General features: G+C 59.2%; 16 protein-coding genes and 1 tRNA gene. 7 read left to right on the top strand and 10 right to left on the bottom strand.

Annotated features, from left to right (window positions below; translation table 11 throughout):
• Nucleotides 1-802 precede the first annotated feature (802 nt).
• Together NO357_RS14180 and NO357_RS14175 are read left to right on the top strand one after the other, a co-directional pair.
• The gene (locus NO357_RS14180) at nt 803-1,327 is read left to right on the top strand and encodes a type II TA system antitoxin MqsA family protein (protein WP_306736351.1); all 525 of its coding nucleotides are present in this window, start codon (nt 803-805) and stop codon (nt 1,325-1,327) included.
• Nucleotides 1,324-3,183, top strand: coding sequence for a tyrosine-protein kinase family protein (locus NO357_RS14175; protein WP_306736350.1), 1,860 nt, complete (start codon nt 1,324-1,326; stop codon nt 3,181-3,183). The genes NO357_RS14180 and NO357_RS14175 overlap by 4 nt, the downstream gene beginning before the upstream one ends.
• Before the next feature lie 450 nt (nt 3,184-3,633).
• Here the strand turns inward: NO357_RS14175 and NO357_RS14170 are convergent, their stop codons facing one another.
• From NO357_RS14170 to NO357_RS14145, 6 genes are all read right to left on the bottom strand, one after another.
• Entirely contained in the window at nt 3,634-4,092 is a 459-nt protein-coding gene (locus NO357_RS14170; RefSeq protein WP_306736349.1) for a ribonuclease H family protein, read from the bottom strand.
• Between the two features lie 718 nt (nt 4,093-4,810).
• The gene (locus NO357_RS14165) at nt 4,811-5,614 is read right to left on the bottom strand and encodes a hypothetical protein (protein WP_306736348.1); all 804 of its coding nucleotides are present in this window, start codon (nt 5,612-5,614) and stop codon (nt 4,811-4,813) included.
• 341 nt (nt 5,615-5,955) lie between these two features.
• Nucleotides 5,956-6,582, bottom strand: coding sequence for a recombinase family protein (locus NO357_RS14160; protein ID WP_306736347.1), 627 nt, complete (start codon nt 6,580-6,582; stop codon nt 5,956-5,958).
• Between the two features lie 1,466 nt (nt 6,583-8,048).
• On the bottom strand, nt 8,049-9,380 hold the full coding sequence (locus tag NO357_RS14155; protein WP_306736346.1) for a tyrosine-type recombinase/integrase: 1,332 nt from the start codon (nt 9,378-9,380) through the stop codon (nt 8,049-8,051).
• Nucleotides 9,381-9,489: 109 nt separating this feature from the next.
• Nucleotides 9,490-9,576: transfer RNA gene (locus NO357_RS14150), tRNA-Leu, on the bottom strand.
• A 110-nt stretch (nt 9,577-9,686) separates the two neighbouring features.
• Nucleotides 9,687-9,974, bottom strand: coding sequence for a cupin domain-containing protein (locus tag NO357_RS14145; protein ID WP_306736345.1), 288 nt, complete (start codon nt 9,972-9,974; stop codon nt 9,687-9,689).
• A gap of 114 nt (nt 9,975-10,088) precedes the next feature.
• Here NO357_RS14145 and NO357_RS14140 point away from each other — a divergent pair, with 114 nt between their 5' ends.
• Nucleotides 10,089-10,742 (top strand): DsbA family oxidoreductase, encoded by a 654-nt coding sequence (locus NO357_RS14140; RefSeq protein WP_306736344.1) that lies wholly within the window; start codon nt 10,089-10,091, stop codon nt 10,740-10,742.
• Here NO357_RS14140 and NO357_RS14135 read toward each other — a convergent pair whose 3' ends face one another.
• The 3 genes from NO357_RS14135 to NO357_RS14125 are packed head-to-tail and all read right to left on the bottom strand — an operon-like array spanning nt 10,743 to nt 13,943.
• Nucleotides 10,743-11,954, bottom strand: coding sequence for an ABC transporter permease (locus NO357_RS14135; RefSeq protein WP_306736343.1), 1,212 nt, complete (start codon nt 11,952-11,954; stop codon nt 10,743-10,745).
• Entirely contained in the window at nt 11,951-12,700 is a 750-nt protein-coding gene (locus tag NO357_RS14130) for an ABC transporter ATP-binding protein (protein ID WP_306736342.1), read from the bottom strand. The genes NO357_RS14135 and NO357_RS14130 overlap by 4 nt, the downstream gene beginning before the upstream one ends.
• A 1-nt stretch (nt 12,701) precedes the next feature.
• On the bottom strand, nt 12,702-13,943 hold the full coding sequence (locus tag NO357_RS14125; RefSeq protein ID WP_306736341.1) for an efflux RND transporter periplasmic adaptor subunit: 1,242 nt from the start codon (nt 13,941-13,943) through the stop codon (nt 12,702-12,704).
• 111 nt (nt 13,944-14,054) lie between these two features.
• Between NO357_RS14125 and lipB the strand changes: the two genes are divergently transcribed.
• The 4 genes from lipB to NO357_RS14105 all read left to right on the top strand — a co-directional run bounded on the left by lipB (nt 14,055) and on the right by NO357_RS14105 (nt 17,922).
• On the top strand, nt 14,055-14,735 hold the full coding sequence (gene lipB / locus NO357_RS14120; RefSeq protein WP_306736340.1) for a lipoyl(octanoyl) transferase LipB: 681 nt from the start codon (nt 14,055-14,057) through the stop codon (nt 14,733-14,735).
• A gap of 130 nt (nt 14,736-14,865) precedes the next feature.
• The gene (locus NO357_RS14115) at nt 14,866-15,309 is read left to right on the top strand and encodes a c-type cytochrome (RefSeq protein WP_306736338.1); all 444 of its coding nucleotides are present in this window, start codon (nt 14,866-14,868) and stop codon (nt 15,307-15,309) included.
• A 292-nt stretch (nt 15,310-15,601) separates the two neighbouring features.
• Nucleotides 15,602-17,272 carry a cytochrome c oxidase subunit I gene (locus NO357_RS14110; RefSeq protein WP_306736337.1) on the top strand — a complete coding sequence of 557 codons (1,671 nt, stop codon included), beginning with the start codon at nt 15,602-15,604 and terminating at the stop codon, nt 17,270-17,272.
• Between the two features lie 146 nt (nt 17,273-17,418).
• Entirely contained in the window at nt 17,419-17,922 is a 504-nt protein-coding gene (locus tag NO357_RS14105) for a DUF2244 domain-containing protein (protein WP_306736335.1), read from the top strand.
• Nucleotides 17,923-17,940: 18 nt separating this feature from the next.
• Here NO357_RS14105 and NO357_RS14100 read toward each other — a convergent pair whose 3' ends face one another.
• A complete protein-coding gene (locus NO357_RS14100; protein ID WP_306736334.1) occupies nt 17,941-18,669 on the bottom strand; it encodes a DUF4336 domain-containing protein in 729 nt (242 codons plus the stop codon).
• Between the last annotated feature and the right edge of the window lie 12 nt (nt 18,670-18,681).

Genomic DNA, 18,681 nt, shown 5'->3' with positions numbered 1-18,681 from the left:
GGGCTGCGCTCGGCCCAAAGCTGCCGTTCACGGCCTTCCCGGTCGCTGCAGCGCAGCTTCCCCTAACCGGACGTTCACGTGACGACGCAGCATTTACCCAAGGCGAACGACCGCAACGCGGACCGAGCGGCCCTTCGCGAATGTCACAGCAACTCGCACGTCCGGCCCAGACCGGCCATTGGTGCCACCGTCCATCGCCGCAGTGCGGCTTTCGCATTCCTGCCGTTCGTTCGTCGCGTTGCATTTCCTTCAAGGCAATGACGAGCCGACCTCGCCAATCACTGAAAACAAACCGCTAGTAAGCGGTTGCTCGATGCCCAGATAGATTGGGCAACACTCCTGCTGGCTGGAACAGGTCCTGACCAGAAAAGTCGTGAATTCTCATTGACATTCGCGGGAAACGGTATCATATGATGCCAACCGAACATCTCAGCGAGTGAGCAATGGGTAATGGTGGTCCCAGATGAGATACGAAAGAAACTGACCATGTTGTGCAGGTCTTCCCGCACCAGGATATCCGTATTCACGAAGAGGCGCCCCAACAAATGGTCACCAACGAGCCTGTGCCCTCCTGGGTCAATTGAACCCTTCACTGAAGCTGGTGCGTGGGAATTCGTGGCATCGCGCCTAGAGAGTGGCGCTCATGTTGAGGTCATAACTCTGGATAAACCACCTGGGAAAACTGGCTATGTCATGCTGATTCCAGGCAACTACAACGAAGAAATCTACATCAAATTAGAAATAGTGGGCGAAAAGGTAATCGGGCGCAGCTTTCACGTAAGTGACAAGAGGAGCAACTGACATGACTAGGTCACAAGAGAGGGCGGCAAACGCCACTTGTACGTGCGCGATATGCGGCCATGAAGGTGCAAAAATCACAATGGTCGACCACGAGTTCGACTTCAAGAATGGCAACAAGATGCATGTCCTGTCCGCTAGTGTTCCTGTTGTTGAATGCGATCAATGTGAGGAGGCTTACTTCGCCGAGGGGGCGGAAGAAATTAAACATGAAGCGGTCTGTGATTTCCTCGGCAGGTTGACACCGAGAGCCATTGTCGAGCTTCGAGGAAAGCTGAATATGTCACAAGCTCAATTGGCCAAGCACACGGGTATCGGGATTGCTTCAATCAAGCGCTGGGAAGCAGGTTTGGTAATCCAGAACGCTGCTCTGGATAAGCAGCTTCGGGCGTTGGAGCCAAGGACCGAAGCCAATCCGCAGAGAGTATGGAATCCCACCTTTCGCACGACCATTTCTGCTTCTGCGCATGAACGAGCCCGAAACTTTTCCTTGAGACCGAACTCGAACCGACAGCTTGAGGCGGCATGATGTACGTGGTCACTTTTTTTTCTTACAAAGGGGGTGTCGGTCGCACTCTGGCATTGGTCAACATCGCCGCGATGCTTGCCAAGTCCGGACGGAAGGTGCTCGCCGTGGACTTTGATCTCGAAGCTCCGAGTTTGCCGAGCTTTGAGATCTTCCAAGGAGCCCACAACGCAAGCGGTTTGGTCGATTATGTCACTTCGTATAGGGAAACGGGGATTGCTCCGAGATGCGAAGATTTCATCGTTCGGAGTGAAGTCGAAGGCAATCCAATTTGGGTGATGCCCGCCGGGCGACACTCTGACGGCGACTATACGGAAGCACTTAATAACATCGATTGGAACGAGCTCTACGAGAAGCAAGATGGCTATTTGTTGTTCGAAGACATGAAACAACAGTGGGCCGAGTATGGCGGGCATGGGTTCGACTACGTCCTCATCGACAGCAGAACCGGGCATACGGATGTGGGCGGCATTTGCACACGACATCTGCCAGATGCAGTAAGCGTCATGTTCTTACCCAACGATTCAAACATCACTGGCCTGGTTCCGATTGTGGAAAACATCCGCGTTGAGAACTCAATGAGGTCCAAACAGATCCATCTTCACGTCACTCCATCCAATGTCCCAGACTTGGATGACGAGAAGGGTATTCTTGCAAAGCTGCTAGATGACGCCTCAAGGAAACTGAGACGAGGCCGTGGCTTCCCCACGACCATACATCACTATCAAAGTCTGGACGTTCTTGCGAAGGACACATTCTCGATCACTCGGCCAAACTCGAAGCTGTCTAGAGAGTTGGAAGAGCTGCGCATGCAAATCATAGGGCAAAATTTTGCAGATCGGGAAGGAGCCGTTTACACTCTCCGGGCGGTACCGGAGGAGCTTGATAGGGCCCGTAAGCGTAGGGATGCCGATAGACGAGAAAGACTGCATGAGCAAACTCGGAATATTCTGTTCCTTCACTCCCATGATGGTGAGATTGGTTTTCTAGCGGCTCAAGCATTTGAGGCGTTGGGCGATCAAGCTGAAGAGCTGGAAGCTCTGAGCATTGCGATTGAGCATGGTTACGATACCGACCGGGCCCGCTTAATTCGCGGCGTCAAGTCTCTTGCCTCTTCGGAAGATGAGACAGCTTCACTGGAGGACTTGCGCGAAGTACTGAAGTCAGAAACGGCGACACCTTTCGAGCTCATCCCTGCGATACAAGTCCTAAAAGACTTCTCGAGCGAATGGCTTGAGAACGTGAAAACAGCCTTGGATCGACCAAACGAACAGTACAACACATTGCTTTCTTTGGTCTGGCACTTGATGTCATGGCGAGAAGCAACTCCTCTGTGTGCCGAGCGGTTGTTGAGGCTAGCCGAATTCGAAGGGTTGCCGGCCAATGAAAGAAGGCGAGTTCTCAATCATGCTGTCTTGTGTCTGATCGCCGCCGGCGAGTTTCACAAAGCAGTACAGGCTATCGAAAACTCCATCCAAAGTGATCCTGGGGGCAACGAAGTTGACGAGCTGTTCAACCGCGCTATGGCTAAGTGGGCGGTGGATTTGGAGCCGCCCATTGAAATGCTCACCATGTTTGTGGAGCATAGTGAGATGCAATCATCTAAGTCCAACGTGAACGCTAGGCAGTGCCTTGCACTTGCTCACATGGCGTTGGGGAACCCTGAGGCCGCTCTGGAACAGATTGCACTTGCGGAAGAAGTGCTTAGTCCTGGCGAGATAGCGTTTAGTTGCTGGACATATCTAAACACGCCAAGTGAAGAGATGTCTGAACAACTGCAAGAAATGCGCTCAATGATAGAGGAAGGGGATGTGATCACTCCTCCGTTCTTTACAGCTGCGCCGAAACACCTGCATTGATTGCATCTAACGTCCACAATATAGGGTAGCAATTTTGCTTCTGGACAATTTACTACATCGTAACTACCTTCAGTTACAACGAAAGCACGTTTTTTGGAGTGTTGAGATGATCTATCATCCTGGTTCGGACGAATAGGCTCGTCTGACGCGCATACTGGAACATCAGAGAGGCGTTGTGTTTGCAGCGCCTCTTTCTTTGCTCGCTTACTAGGCGCCATTTTTCCAGTTCAATTACCGCTTTTCGGGTTTGCCAGCATTTGCCTTGCTCCCGCAGCGAACTTCCGGTTTCCGCCCTTTGGAGCCAACACCGGTCGGCACTGTCGAGACGCACGTGTCGAACACATCGCTGGGTTCAGCATGAAAGGGCCCGCGAAGGGGCCACTTTCCGCTGTTCATGAAGCAACAACCTGAGGGACCAAAACGAGTTCAGACCTTCCGACGCTTCGAGAACTACAACTGACTTGCTTTCACAAAAGCCAGTCCATCGACCTCCTCATTCCGAAGGTCGCCGTCATGTCCCCGCACCCATTCCCACTGGACGCTGAGGCCATCGCAAACGGCTATAAGGGCTTCCCAGAGTTCGCGGTTCTTCACCAAGCTTCCGTCCGCCTTTCGCCAGTTCTTGCGCTGCCACCCTGGAACCCAATCGTTCATGCCCTTCACGAGTAATTGGCTGTCCGAATAGACCCGGATTGTCGCGCGCTCATCCCGCTTGATCTTCTGGAGGCCTGCCAACGCGGCTCGCATTTCCATCTGGTTGTTGGTGGTTTGCCGTGCGCCGCCGGAAACGGTCGACTTCTTGACCTCGACTCCGTCTTGGTATCGCCGGATGACTGCCACCCAAGCCCCCTTTCCCGGGTTTCCGATGCAAGAGCCGTCAGTGTGGATAGTGATTTTGGTATTCGTCATGGTGATGTCCTTGTGCGTTTGGATTGAGCTGGCGGCGTTACTTCTGGTATTCGCCGAACGATTGGTTCCCGAGGAGGCGTTCGAGGCCCTCGGACATGAGGGCCGCTAGAACCTCGGCCCTTGAGACTTCCTTGCCGGTGTTCTCTAGGTGGCGCTTGCGGAGCACGTCCAGCAGCGCAACTTGAACGGAGCGGGCGCGAATGCTGGTCCATGCAGCCTTATCTTGCCCCCTGCGCTTGCTAATGGTGCTGGAGATGGTCTCCTCTGCCGCCATGATGTCTGTGGTCGGCAGGAGGCGGAAAACCGTCCTACGGAGCTTTCGCGCCCACCGTGAGCGCCCGCTCTGGCCGACTGCGGTGGCCTGGGTCTTGGTAGGCCGAGTGTAACTGGTGGAAGTCATGGGGGTTCCCTTCTTATGTAACTGAAAGCGTCCCCGACGGAGGACCGTGAGGGCTTGGTGAGGGTTGTTGATTGGGGAGAACTCCACCTTCGTCCGCGAATGTCGCGAGGTAGTAGAGGTGGGCCTTGAAGGGAGCCTGATGGTGGTCCTGATGAAATCAGTTATCGTATCAGGATGAGCGTTCAGGTGGCGGGCTGCGCCATTGTAGACCCAGAGCGGCTCTGCCGCGATGAAGAAGAACCGAGGGTTCCCGTTCAGTCATGATCTTCGCAGCGATCAGCGGCATTGGGTCTTCCCCGTTCGAGGTGGCGGTTCCTATTAATACCTTAAGGGCATCGGTGGGTATTTTCGGGTGGGTATCTCTACCCAACCGGATTCTGTTCCATCGTCCCCATCGTCGATTACGTCATCGCCTTCATAGACAACGCGCAGAGGTGGCAAGCAGCTGCGGATGCCGCCCTTTCCACGGCACCAGCATTTGCCGAGACCAACCCGCTCATCGCTGCAAAGGCAGAACTCAATCTCATCATGCAAAATGGGTCTGCTGTCAGCGACATGTTGGTAGATGCCGACCGGGCGTTGCTGGTCGAGGTCATGACCATGTTCGTCCTTATCAGCGACCTTTTCGATAGCATGGAATATAGGGGCTTGCGTGGTGGGCGGTGGGCGGGCCGGGGAGCAGGCCTCCGCATCTTTCCCACCGGAGATGGCGATGTCCTTCATCCACTCGGCGAACGGCAGGGCCTTGAAGGGGTTGAAGCCTTGCGTCTTGCTATCGGCGAATTTGAGAATTGCCCGGGGACTGATGAAGCTACCGCGATTGCGGCGTCCATCGGCGAACCGGAAAGGGGTGTCGGCGATCTTGATGATGTCGGGGTGCTCAATACGCTTTAGCCGCCTTCCTTGTCCACCGCTCCTGTGTGGCTCGAACCCCATACTGTTGAGAGCATCGGAACCGCTGAACCAGATGTTCCCATTGGTTTCAATGATGTCGATTGCCGCCCCTCCAAATGTCTCTGTGCGGTGATGAAAGACGTCGCCGAAGAGAGGATATCCATGATGATCAAGGAGGAGGTGCGGGGCTGCGCTGGGCGCACCAGCCGTGGTATCTGTCGGGGTCATGTGAAGGTTTCCTTATAGGGCGCTTGGGGGTCGCCAGATCGGGTTCAAACTGTGAAATGGACAGACTCCACCCCTTGAAAGGCATGCGCGAAAAGCAAAAAACCCCGGCGGCCATGAGATCACCGCGGCGCTTCATCAAGGAACGGGTCGTAGTCCAGATCAACCTGTGTCCAGAGCACCGACGCCCAAATCGCCAGCTGAGGAGTGCGGCGCCCCGGCAATCCATGGGCCGCGCAGGGCCGGTTCTCTTGGGGCAAGAGTGCCGGTTAATAGGCAGCAGGCTTGAAGAGGTGCCGCCAAGCGGTGCGACGTATTGGGGCAAGAGTGGGGGTTAATCAATTTTAGGCAGGGTTCACCTGTCTCGATAGTCGATAGACCGACTGCCTGCTGATGCCCAGCCGCCTGGCTATCTCAGCAGGCCCGACGCCTTCCTCACGAAGCTGCCTGACTTTCTCGGCGTCGATACTTGCAGGGCGCCCCTTGTAGGGGCTGTCAGCGCCCTTGGCCTTTGCCGCCGCGATGCCTTCCCGCTGGCGCTCCTTCCTAATCTCGGTCTCGAACTCCCCGAATGCTGAGAGCATCGTGAAGAAGAGTCGCCCCTCTGGAGATGCGGTGTTTATTGGTTGCTCAAGCGCGGTGAGGTCGGCCCCTGCCTCCTCGATCTGAGCCGCAATGGTCAGTAGGTCTTGCGTCGAGCGGGCCAGCCGGTCCAGACGCGTGATGACCACGCAGTCTCCCTTGCGCAGGCTTCGCAGGAGGTGCTCCAACTGGTCTCGCCCCTCTCGCTTCGTGCCGCTGGCCTTCTCGGCATAGAGGTGACGCTTGGCCACCCCGGCCTTTTCTAAGGCGGCGGTCTGGACCTCAAGCGACTGACCCTCTGAGGATACCCTAGCGTATCCCAAAAGGGCACCTCCACGGGCTTCAACGGTCTGCTTCAGGGTAGCAGGGTCAGCAGTAGCGATAACCATGGCGGGTTCTCCGATTGTAATTTTAGGGTATCTTCATTTTTGTTACCGTCACTTATTTTCTCCGTCAACCCTAATGTTACGCCCTCTGAATCCCCTCGTCGCGTAACGTCAGAGTGTACCCTTTCGTTACGACCGCGCGAGCCGTCGGTGGTTGGCGAAGGTCAGGCTGAGGAAGGGCCGATCGAAGATGACCTCACCCGGTCCATCGCGGGTCACCTTTAAGAGGCTTCGAATGGTCTAGCGCTGGGCAAGGACGGAGAAGCGACCGAAGAAAATATCGAAGATGATCTTGAAGTGTTTCTTGCGTTGGATTGAAGGCGGCATGGAGCCATACTTTCCCCGTGCATGGGTCGCGACACGAAGCATGCCTCGTAGCTGATTTTGCTTAACTTATGGAGATTTCCCGCAGGTGGAGATACACGCTCAAAGACGCTACCCCAACGGGGGGAAATTGCGGGGCCGCTATATCTATTTCAGTGTGACAAATTTTTGTGGTGAAATGAGATCAGAAGTCTCCCAATAGAGATGCAGATCGCCCGCTAATTACTATATGGTCATTCATGGCCAAGGAGAGGTTGATTGTGGCACGTGGGGCGCAAAGGAAAAGGCTACTGCAGGACAACCCTTTCTGCATCTATTGTGGTGGCTCTGAGCCGAGTTCTACGTGGGACCACATGCCAAACAAGGGTATGTTCCCGAAGGACCGAGTTGAGGGGCTGGTGTTCCCCTCCTGCCAAGCCTGCAACCAAGGGTCAAAGTGGTTTGAGGACGTCGCCTCCTTCGTCGGCAGTGTTCAATGGGGGCCTCACGAGGAACATGCAATCTCTCATTTCGATAATAAGCTCAGTCACTTGGCCACACGGCATCCTGACATCGCCGAAGAGCTAAAGCCCACACATCGGCAGATTCGAGACGCTAGAAAAATAATCGACCATAACGGTGAAGAATGCGGGGCACTCAACCTAAAGGGTCCGCTGGTCTCGCAGGCTATGCTTCTATACGGAGCGAAGCTAGCTCTCGCTTTGCATTGGAAGGAGCGTGGTCAAATCCTAGGCCCCGATGGACACGTGGGGGTCATATGGCAAAGCAACGAAGCTGCGCTTAAGGCAGAAGTCCCGCAGCAGCTGTTCAAGCTTCTTCCCAATCGGGAATCTTTGCGCCAAGGCAAGAAGGCGTCAGCATATCCCTTTGAGTTTAGCAGCGGGCGCGCGCTAGACACAGACGCCACAGCGCACTGGGCTGTCTTCTCAAGCGCCTTTATGTTCAATTTGTTCGTCGGCACGACAATAAACATCGGCGTGCTGCCGTGCGAAAATGTATTCAGACCGGGTTGCCTACAAACGACAAAGGCGGATGTTCTTGCGAGCAAGGCTGGTTGGCGGGTTGGGCCTGTCACTTTTGGCCAAGAGTATCGCAGGTAGCCTTTCCCGCCCTGAACTATCCGCAATTTCCAATGTATGCCTCAATCAAAGGGCTGCCCTCCTGGCCCATCTCTCGAACTCCTTCAGACGAGCTAGCGGACTGCCATAAGTCGTCTCTGCTACAGCCTGAGATGCATGCCCGAGAAACCCGTGCCGCACCTCGACAGGAGCTCCAGCATCACGGAGGTCATCAGAAACCCTATGCCGGAGACCATGAACCGTCATCTTCTTGTCCTTAGTCTCTGCTCTCACAGCCTTCATTAGCGCCGCCGAGGCTGTGTCCGCGCCTCTCTTGCGAGCATATCGAGGGAACACCGGGGTATTTCCTGGCTGGTCCCTGCTGACCAATTCTTGCGCAACCTTGAGCCCCCTTCCCACAAGCGGAATGGTTCGTTCCGACGCGGCGGTCTTAAGCGTCCTGATGACGTTGGGTCTAACATGGACACAGGGAACCTCACCGGCGAGTTCGAAATCTTTTACGACAAGGCCCACGGCCTCCCCCAACCGCATCCCCGTCGCTCTGAGGAGACGCCAGAGTGATCCAAGTTCTTCGGTCCTTCCCCTGTCGAGTCGGGCCTGAACAACCTCAATAAGGTCGTCGCTTAGGGGCAGCTTCTTGTTGACTGCTCGGGTGTCCTCCTTGGGCCACGGCAGACCCTCAAAGGGATTCCTCTTGTCTTCGATGTCGAACTCTACGAAGGCGTGATTGATGGCGGCGGCAATAATGTCGGTTTCGCGCTTGCAGCTTCCAATCGCCATCGGCTCCCCATTGCTCTTTCTGTAGTCCAGAAGATGGTCTTTGAAGTCGGTGCCGTGGTTCCTTCGAAGTTCCACAAGTGACACCTGATCAAGCGGCCCTAACGCCTCGGTGAGCCTGCGCCACGTTCTTTCTGAGCGGACCATTTCGTCTTTGTTACCAACTATGCCCCGGTCCTTCTCATATCTCGTACGAGCGTCCAAAAGGGTTGCCCTTGGGGGTGCCGCCTTAGGGTTCTTGAGCGCACGAATTAGCAGCGGGTCGATGCCCTTCTGTTGGGCTAAACCTTTCACCAGAAGGTGTCGTGCGAACTGCTCGTCGTCTTCCAATCCCACAGCCTCGGCCACAAGGCCTTCCGCGTTCAGAAGTGCTTCATGCCAGCGGGTGACGGGGGAGCGGGTGTCGATACCAGCCAGACGATCACGAGTATCCGCAACGATACCGTCGAACTTTCGAAGGATTGCGCCATATTCGCGTTGAAAAGCTTGGCCCTCGCGATTCCTGATGTGGACTTGAAAGGTGGGCTTTCCGAGCGCCTCGGCAACATCCTTAGGGAACTTCCTGCGGAATCGCAGGACCCCATTCTTGAGTTGGTCAACGTGCTTGATCTTGATCGTCATGGCCATGTCCAGCGTGCCTCCGGTGTGCTGCAAAGTGTGCTGCAAACCAGCTCCGGAAACCTATAAGGCCCTTATATCTCAAGCATTATTGGCTTTGTCGAGAGAGATATGGTGCGGTCGAGAAGACTCGAACTTCCACGGGTGTTACCCCACAGCGACCTCAACGCTGCGCGTCTACCAATTCCGCCACGACCGCACTGTCTTGGCTTGGTGAAGGGCGATATAGCGAAGGCCTCCGGTGATGTGAAGAGAAAATCACCGGGCGCCAGCCACTTTCTTCCTCCGCGCCCCGGTGTCGCAAACAGGCTATTTCAGTTCCACCTCGACAAAGGTCATGGCGCTGTCAGACGCGTTGATCACATTGTGTTCGACACCAGACTGCCGCGTGTAGGACTCGCCCGCGGTCACCGTCACCTCGCGCACGTCACCGCCCGGTTCTTCCAACCGCATCCGGCACGCGGTCACCGCCACGATCACATAGTCCATCTCGTGCCGATGCCAGCCGGTCTCGGCTCCCGGCGGGAACTCGAACCGGGTCACCCGCACACGCGTGTCCTCGGCCAGCCGGGTCGCCGTTGCTTGCTGTCGTGCCATCGCCTGTCCTCCCGCTCTGCCATCGCAACCTAGCGCCGCACACGCAGGATTGAAACAACTGCCCTTGCCCTGCCGTGCCGCAGCCTGCACCATCACCCCGCGAAAGGATTGCCGATGACCGACACTTCCGATCCCCGCCTGCGCATCGACATCGTTTCGGATGTTGTCTGTCCGTGGTGCGCAATCGGCTATCACCAGCTGGCCCGCGCCATTGCTGAAACCGGTGTGGCGGTCGAGATCCTTTGGCACCCGTTCGAACTGAACCCGCAGATGCCGGCCGAAGGCCAGAACCTCCGCGAGCACCTGGCCGAGAAATACGGCACCACGCGCGAAGAGAGCGAGCAGGCCCGCGCCCGGCTGACCGATTTGGGCGCCACGCTGGGCTTCACCTTCGCCTTCTCCGACGACAGCCGGATGGTGAACACCTTCCGCGCCCACCAGCTCATCGAATGGGCCGAGGGCCGGGACCGGCAGACCGACATGAAGCTCGCATTGCTCAAGGCGCATTTCAGCGACGGCCGCGACATCTCCGACATCGCCACATTGGCTGCTATCGCGGGCGAACTGGGACTCGATGCCGAGGACGCTGAACAGGCTCTCGGCACCGGCCGCTTCGCCGCCGAGGTGCGCACCATGCAGCGCTTCTGGATCGACAAGGGCATCCGCGGCGTGCCGTCGGTGGTCTTCGATCTCAAGCACCTGGTCACCGGCGCGCAGGGGGTCGAGACCTACGCCCGCCTGCTCCGGCAATTCGCCAAACTAGGCTGATCACTGGTGTCGCAGGGCCTCGATCGGGTCAAGCCGCGCCGCCCGCCGGGCCGGGAAAAACCCGAACACCACTCCAACCAGGGCCGAAAAGGCAAAGGCCATCAGCACGACCAGCGGGTCGGGCGTGAACGGCACCGACAGCATCTGCGCCCCCACCGCCGCCAGCGCCAGTCCCAGGATGCTGCCCAGCACCCCGCCCAGAAGTGACAGCACGACCGCCTCGACCAGGAACTGCATCAGCACCTGCCCCCCCTGGGCCCCCACGGCCAGCCGGATACCGATCTCCCGGGTGCGTTCGGTCACGCTGACCAGCATGATGTTCATGATCCCGATGCCGCCAACCAACAGGCTGACCGCCGCCACCGCCGACAGAAGCCCGGTCAGCACATTGTTGATGCCGGTCAGCATCGAGGCGAGCTGCTTCATGTCCATGACGCTGAAATCGTCCTCCTCCTCGGGACCGATCCGGCGCATCTCGCGCAGCAGGAATTCCATCTCCAGCTTGACGTCGTCGGTCGAAAACCCGTCGCGCACCGCAACGAAGATCATCGAGACGTTGGTGTTGCCGGCCACCCGGCGCTGGAAGGCCCGAATCGGCATCACCACGATTTCGTCCTGATCGCTGCCGAAACTCGACGCCCCTTTTGCCTCGAGGACGCCGATCACATCACAGCTCAGCGTGCCCAGCCGGATGGTTTCGCCCACCGGGTCGGCAAATCCGAACAACTCGGTCCGCACCGTTTCACCCAGAATGCAAACGGCTTTACCGCTGCGCTCCTCGCTCTCGGTGAACCCGCGTCCCATCACCACCGGCCAGTCCGTCGCCCGTAAATAGCGGTTATCGGTGCCCAGGACCTGGGTGGCGTGGTTCTCGTTCCCGAAAACTGCGGTCAGCGTCCGACTGCCGATCGGCGCGGCGGTCTCGACCTCCGGCATTTCGGTGAGGATTGTCTCCACGTCCTTCAGACCGAACGGCCGCGCCTGCCCGCCGTCGCGCCGCGGCCCCATCGCGTCCTTGCCCGGCTGCACGATCAGAACATTTGTGCCCAGGCTCTCGACATCCGCGGTCACCCGGTCGGAACTGCCCTGCCCCACCGTGACCATGGCAATCACGGCCGCCACGCCGATGACGATGCCCAGCACCGTCAGGAACGACCGCAACGTGTTACGGAAAATCGCCTTCACGGCCAGTTTCAGCGCCTCCCAGATCACGACGTGACCCCCGGAACCATCGCGGCTCCGTGCAGCGGTCCGTCCGGCATCGGCCCGTCATGCGCCACCTTGCCATCCACCATCCAGATCAGCCGGTCGGCATGGCGCGCCATGTCCTCCTCATGTGTCACCATCACAATGGTCAGGTTCCGCTCCTGCCGCAGCCGGACCAAAAGAGCCATGATCTCCAGCGATGTCTTGGTGTCCAGGTTGCCTGTAGGTTCATCAGCCAGCACCACCTCGGGCGCGCCCGACAGCGCCCGCGCGATCGCCACCCGCTGCTGCTGCCCGCCCGACAATTCGCTTGGGTCATGATGCTCACGCCCCTCCAGCCCGACGAGCCGCAGCGCCTCGCGGGCTCGATGCAGCCGCTCGGTCCGGTCCATCCCCTTGTAGATCAGCGGCAGTTCGACGTTTTCCAGCGCCGTCGTCCGCGGCAGCAGGTTGAACCCCTGGAACACGAAACCTAGATAGTGCCGCCGCAACAGCGCCCGTTGGTCGCGGGTCAGCCCGGCCACGTCGACCCCGTTGAAAAAATAGTGTCCGCTGGTCGGGCGGTCGAGACAGCCCACGACGTTCATCGCCGTCGACTTGCCGCTGCCCGACGGCCCCATGATCGCCAGGAACTCGCCGGCAGCGATGTCAAAGCTCACCCCGTCCAGCGCCCGCACCTCGGCTTCGCCGGTGCCATAAATGCGGGTGATGTCTTCAAGCCGGATCAGCGGCGGCATCCCGGTGTCGGCCATCTCAGTCGTCCTGATCCGTGATCACCGCATCGCCCTCGGACAGGTCACTGCCAATGATCTCGGTGAAATCGCCGTCGGTCGCGCCGGTCTGCACCTCGATCTCGGTGGCCACCCCGTCGCGCAGCACCCAGACCGTATCGAGCGACCGCTTCGGCACCTCTTGCGGCCGATGCGGCATGATCATTCCCAGCAGGCCACTGCGATTGTCGTCCTCCTCGCTGCCTTCCGCCGTCTGCGGCGGCGCGAAACGCAGCGCCCGGTTCGGCACCCGCAGAACATCCGTCAACTCGGCCACCACGATATCTGCCGTGGCCGTCATACCCGGTCGCAGCGCGAGATCTGTATTCTCAAGCGACAGCGTGGCGAGATAGCTTACCACCCCATCCACCGTTTCCGAGGCATAGCGGATGCTTTCGATCTCGGCCGGAAACACCCGGTCGTCATAGGCATCCACCGTGAACGTGCCCCGGTTGCCTTGTTTCAGTTGCCCGATGTCGGCCTCATCGACATAGACCTGCAACTCCATCTTGGTCAGGTCTTCGGCCACGGTGAACAGGGTCGGCGCATTCAGCGATGACGCCACGATCTGCCCCGGATCAACCTGCCGGTCCAGCACCACGCCGTTTATCGGGCTGCAGATGCAGGCCTTGTCCAGATCGGCCTGTTGCAGCGCCAGGTTCGATTCCGCGAGTTGGCGGTCGGCATTGGCAACCTGCAGGCTCGCCCGTGCCCGGTCGAAGGCCGCCTTGGCATTGACCAACTCGGTGTGTGTCGCCACGCCGCGCTCGTCCAGTTTGCGGATGTTCTCATAGCTTCTCAGAGTCTCGGCCAGCGTCGCTTCAGCGCTGACCACCCGCGCTTCGGCCGCACGCAGCTGCGCCCGCTGCACCGCCACCAGCGCCTCGAGCTTGGTGGTGTCGAGTCGCGCCAATTCCTGCCCAGCCGTGACGATGTCGTTGAAATCGGCGCTGACCCGTTCGATCGTCCCACTCAACTCGCTGGAAATTGTCACGAGATTGGTCGGTTCCACGGTCCCCGTGGCGGTCACCATCACCGTGATATCGCCCCGCGACACCGCCGCCGTGGCATAGCGTGGGCCGCTGCGGTCGGCATCGCCCGCCATGAAGTACCACACCGCGCCGGCGGCCAGCGCGGCCAGCGCCGCCAGCCATATCCAGATCCGTCGCCGGCGCGTCCGGTTCAACCCCAGCCTGCGTTCGATTTCACCCTGCTTGTTTGCCATCACACACTCCGGATCAAACTGCACCGTGCTTGCCCCCCTCTCAAGCGGGCCGCCTTGATCTCCCTCAATATAATGCGTCGGGCTGACATTTCCGTCGCCACAGCTTACATCATGGCCGAACCTGCCCGAGGCGCGCATGACATGATTGAATGGAAAATCTCTGAGGCACTCGTCGACTATGACGCGGCATTGCGTTTCATGGAAGACCGCGCCGACGCCATCGCCGCCGGCACGGCACCCGAATGCATCTGGCTGCTCGAACATCCGCCCCTCTACACCGCCGGCACCTCGGCCAGGCGCGAAGACCTGACCGACCCCGACCGGTTCCCCGTCTACGACGCCCGGCGCGGCGGGCAATATACCTATCATGGCCCCGGACAGCGGGTCGTCTATGTCATGCTGAACGTCGGCCGACGCGGCCATGATGTCCGCCGCTTCGTGCAGCAGCTCGAGCAGTGGGTCATCGCCACACTCGACGCGTTCAACGTCAGGGGCGAGATTCGCGACGGCCGGATCGGCGTCTGGGTCACCCGGCCGGAAAAACCGCGGCTGCCCGACGGCTCCCCGGCCGAGGACAAGATCGCAGCCATCGGCATAAGGTTGCGCAAATGGGTGTCGTTTCATGGTCTGTCGATCAATGTCGAGCCGGACCTCGAACACTTCTCGGGCATCGTGCCCTGCGGCATCACCGAACATGGCGTCACCAGCCTTGTCGACCTCGGCCTGCCGGTGACCATGCGGGATGTCGATGTCGCCCTTCGGCGGACCTTCCCGCAAGTCTTTTCCGGCTGAGCGTTTTCCCGCCAGCCCCTTGCGAAACATATTTCCGCGACAAATCATCCGAAGGTATCGCTTGTATCCGGGTCGCGCGCGGATATATCAATATGCGGACTCACCCTGTGCGCAAGCTAATGAGGTAACTATGAAAACCATTCTGACCACCGCAGCCGCCCTGATGGCCCTCGCCGCACCCGCATTCGCCGAAGGCGACGCGGCCGAAGGCGAAAAGGCCTTCAAGAAGTGCAAGTCCTGCCACATGATCGTTTCCCCCGATGGTGACGAGATCATGAAAGGCGGCAAAACCGGACCCAACCTCTATGGCGTGGTCGGCCGCGTCGCAGGCTCTGTCGAAGACTTCAAATACGGCAATGGCCTGCAGGAAGCCGCCGAAGCTGGCTTCGTCTGGACCGAAGAAGCCGTGGCGGCCTATGTCGCTGACCCGAAAGCCTGGCTTGGCGAACAAGGCTACACGACCAAATCGAAAATGACCTTCAAGCTCAAGAAAGGCGGCGAAGACGTGTCCGCCTATCTCGCCACCCACTCGACCGAAGGCGGCGAGGAAGGTACGGCCGATTCCGACGGCTGAGCCGTCCGGACCGGCGCTGCCGCAAAGACAGGGGAAAACGGGGGCTCTGCCCCCGTTTTTCTTTTGACTAAGCCATTTATACTTGCATATCAGATACTTGTTTAACGTCCGGATAACCGGGCACAACCCGGTCCCTGGTGGTGATCCCCGGCCCGGTGCGACAAAAAATGTTGATCCAGATCAAATTCTGGCGTTGCTCCTCCACGCCCCGCCTTTTAAAACCGAAAGGGAACAGGTGCGCGGATTCCACGGTCCGGCATCTCAAGGAACATTCAACAGGAGGCACCGCAGCATGGCAGACGCAGCCATCCACGGGCACGACCACGAAGACAACCGCGGCTTTTTTACCCGCTGGTTCATGTCGACCAACCACAAGGACATCGGGATTCTCTATCTCTTTGTCTCGGCCCTCGTAGGCTTTATCGCCGTTCTTTTCACGGTGTTCATGCGGCTCGAACTGATGCACCCCGGGGTGCAGTATATGTGCCTCGAAGGGTTCTACCTGTTCACGACGCCTGAAACCTGCACGCCTAACGGGCATCTGTGGAACGTGCTGATCACTTATCACGGCGTCCTGATGATGTTCTTCGTGGTCATTCCTGCCCTCTTCGGCGGTTTTGGCAACTATTTCATGCCGCTGCAGATCGGCGCGCCCGACATGGCCTTCCCGCGGATGAACAACCTCAGCTTCTGGATGTATGTCGCTGGCGTGTCGCTGGGCGTGGCCTCGCTGTTCAGCCCGGGCGGTAACGATCAGCTTGGCTCGGGTGTGGGCTGGGTGCTTTATCCACCGCTCTCAACGCTCGAAGGCGGCATGTCGATGGACCTCGCGATCTTCGCGGTGCACGTCTCGGGCGCCAGTTCGATCCTCGGCGCGATCAACATGATCACCACCTTCCTGAACATGCGCGCCCCCGGCATGACCCTCTTCAAGGTGCCGCTGTTCTCGTGGTCGATCTTTGTCACCGCGTGGCTGATCCTGCTGTCGCTGCCGGTTCTGGCCGGCGCCATCACCATGCTGCTGACCGACCGCAATTTCGGGACGACCTTCTTCGACCCGGCCGGCGGCGGTGATCCGATCCTCTACCAGCACATCCTGTGGTTCTTCGGCCACCCGGAAGTGTACATCGTGATCCTGCCCGGCTTCGGCTTGATCAGCCACGTGTTCGCCACCTTCTCGCGCAAGCCCGTGTTCGGCTACCTGCCGATGGTCTGGGCGATCATCGCGATCGGTGCGATCGGCTTCGTGGTCTGGGCGCACCACATGTACACTGTCGGCATGTCGCTGTCGCAGCAGTCCTACTTCATGCTGGCCACGATGGTGATCGCGGTGCCAACCGGCGTTAAGATCTTCTCGTGGATCGCGACGATGTGGGGTGGCTCTGTCGAGTTCAAGGCGCCGATGCTGTTCGCCTTCGGCTTCCTGATCCTGTTCACCATCGGCGGTGTGACCGGTATCGTGCTCAGCCAGGCCGGCGTCGACCGCGCCTATCACGATACCTACTATGTCGTGGCGCACTTCCACTACACCATGTCGATGGGGGCCGCCTTCACGATCTTTGCCGGCGTCTACTTCTACATCGGTAAGATGTCGGGCCGTCAATACCCCGAGTTCTGGGCCAAGGTGCACTTCTGGATGTTCTTCATCGGCGTCAACCTGACCTTCTTCCCGCAGCACTTCCTCGGGCGTCAGGGCATGCCGCGCCGCTACATCGACTACCCGGAAGCCTTCGCCTACTGGAACTACATCTCCAGCTGGGGTGCCCTGCTGAGCTTTGCATCCTTCATCCTGTTCTTCGGCATCGTCTGGTACACGCTGCGTGCCGGCGCCAAGATCACCGAGAACAATTACTGGAACGAATATGCCGACACGCTCGAATGGACGCTGCCGTCGCCGCCGCCCGAGCATACGTTCGAGATCCTTCCCAAGCGGGAAGACTGGGACAAGGGTCACGCGCACTAAGCGCCGGGCTCTGAACAAAACGCGCGAACAGGGCTCCGGGTAAAACCGGGGCCCTTTTCAATTCCGACACGTTTCGCTCGTCACCCCCCGCGGGGCCACTAGCGAGACCGTCCGTCAGGATAGACGAGCAACCGACCTGAGAGCCCATGCCCCACCGCTGGTCCAACACGTCACAGAAATGCGAAGCCACGCTCTGGCCACACCGCTCGCTGCCGCGTCGCGGCTTTGCGGCGATCATCCTGATGGCCTTCCTGTTGGCTACTGTGCCGCTCTACGGGCTCCTGGGCACCGTTTTCCTCTGGGGCCTGCTACCATTCCTGCTAGCCGTTGTCGCCGGGCTCTGGTGGGCGCTGGAACACACCTACCGTACCGCCGAGGTTCTGGAGGTGCTCACCACAACGCCGCAGGACACCACCCTGATCCACCAGCCACGCAAGGGTGACGTGCTGGAATGGCGGTGCAACACCTACTGGGTCCGCGCCAAGATCTACCCCACCGGCGGCCCGGTGCCATATTACATTACGCTTTCCGGCAATGGCCGCGAGGTCGAGATCGGCAGCTTTCTCAGTGAAAAGGAACGTCGCCGCCTGATCTCCGAGATCGAGGTCGCGCTCGGCGAGATGAAATCGACCCACCCGTCGGGGGCCTGACCTCGGGCCTTTTCGGCGTCACCACAGGAACCGGAACGCCCGCTTGAGTTCCGCCACCCCGTCGCGCTCATACCACCGCCCATGCGCCAGGATCACTTTCTCCGGTCCCCAGGCGATCATCTGCTCGACGGCCGCCCGAAGCTGATCCTCGCGGCGGAAAAACGTCTGCCTCATGTCGCGTGGCATCTGTCCATCCGGGTCCATGGTTCCGGCCAGCCGCAGAAAGATCCGCATCCACCACGGCAGCTTCTCCGCCTCGAAATTCTCGATCAGGTCGGTCAGGATCAGCGATTTCGAGGCGCGATGAAAGAACACGGCCTCGTGGTGGATGCGGCTGCCCCGCACGATCATCTGGTCGATCTCGCCGGCCCAGGGGTCTTCGGCCGCATCGCCCAGATCGGCGTCGAACCTGAGCGTCATTCCCTTCTTCGCCGCCCGCTTCTCCACACCGGGGGCGGCCCAGGCCTTTGCCTCGGGAAACGCCGCCTGCCAGTCGCTCACATAGGCGTAGTGGATCCAGTTCGGCGCAATCAGATGCGCCACCGGGCCGAGCCTGGACACCTCCGCTCGCAACCCGTCGGTCAAAACCGTCGGCGAATGCACCCAGATGTCCCCGTCGGCCAACCGCACCACCGTCGCCCGGGTCGAAAACGGCATGCCCCAGAACCGGATCAACGGACCGTCGACAATCCAGATATCCTTTGCTACCGGCTTCAGCGTGTTGAGCGGTTCATACCCGGTTGCCATGGCGGAATGGTG

This window comes from Marimonas arenosa (assembly GCF_030848945.1).
In the GTDB taxonomy this organism is placed as follows: domain Bacteria; phylum Pseudomonadota; class Alphaproteobacteria; order Rhodobacterales; family Rhodobacteraceae; genus Marimonas; species Marimonas arenosa.
The sequence above is the reverse complement of the archived record's forward strand: the minus strand, read 5'-3'. Positions and strand labels throughout refer to the sequence as shown.

What these genes read in the sequence shown, in the direction of transcription:
- NO357_RS14180 (WP_306736351.1), top strand. Translation starts at nt 803, where the DNA reads ATGACTAGGTCACAAGAGAGGGCGGCAAACGCCACTTGTACGTGCGCG.
- NO357_RS14130 (WP_306736342.1), bottom strand. Translation starts at nt 12,700, where the DNA reads ATGGCCGACACCGGGATGCCGCCGCTGATCCGGCTTGAAGACATCACC.
- NO357_RS14125 (WP_306736341.1), bottom strand. Translation starts at nt 13,943, where the DNA reads ATGGCAAACAAGCAGGGTGAAATCGAACGCAGGCTGGGGTTGAACCGG.
- NO357_RS14105 (WP_306736335.1), top strand. Translation starts at nt 17,419, where the DNA reads ATGCCCCACCGCTGGTCCAACACGTCACAGAAATGCGAAGCCACGCTC.
- NO357_RS14100 (WP_306736334.1), bottom strand. Translation starts at nt 18,669, where the DNA reads ATGGCAACCGGGTATGAACCGCTCAACACGCTGAAGCCGGTAGCAAAG.
- NO357_RS14140 (WP_306736344.1), top strand. Translation starts at nt 10,089, where the DNA reads ATGACCGACACTTCCGATCCCCGCCTGCGCATCGACATCGTTTCGGAT.
- NO357_RS14165 (WP_306736348.1), bottom strand. Translation starts at nt 5,614, where the DNA reads ATGACCCCGACAGATACCACGGCTGGTGCGCCCAGCGCAGCCCCGCAC.
- NO357_RS14115 (WP_306736338.1), top strand. Translation starts at nt 14,866, where the DNA reads ATGAAAACCATTCTGACCACCGCAGCCGCCCTGATGGCCCTCGCCGCA.
- NO357_RS14170 (WP_306736349.1), bottom strand. Translation starts at nt 4,092, where the DNA reads ATGACGAATACCAAAATCACTATCCACACTGACGGCTCTTGCATCGGA.
- NO357_RS14110 (WP_306736337.1), top strand. Translation starts at nt 15,602, where the DNA reads ATGGCAGACGCAGCCATCCACGGGCACGACCACGAAGACAACCGCGGC.
- lipB (WP_306736340.1), top strand. Translation starts at nt 14,055, where the DNA reads ATGGCCGAACCTGCCCGAGGCGCGCATGACATGATTGAATGGAAAATC.
- NO357_RS14145 (WP_306736345.1), bottom strand. Translation starts at nt 9,974, where the DNA reads ATGGCACGACAGCAAGCAACGGCGACCCGGCTGGCCGAGGACACGCGT.
- NO357_RS14160 (WP_306736347.1), bottom strand. Translation starts at nt 6,582, where the DNA reads ATGGTTATCGCTACTGCTGACCCTGCTACCCTGAAGCAGACCGTTGAA.
- NO357_RS14175 (WP_306736350.1), top strand. Translation starts at nt 1,324, where the DNA reads ATGATGTACGTGGTCACTTTTTTTTCTTACAAAGGGGGTGTCGGTCGC.
- NO357_RS14155 (WP_306736346.1), bottom strand. Translation starts at nt 9,380, where the DNA reads ATGACGATCAAGATCAAGCACGTTGACCAACTCAAGAATGGGGTCCTG.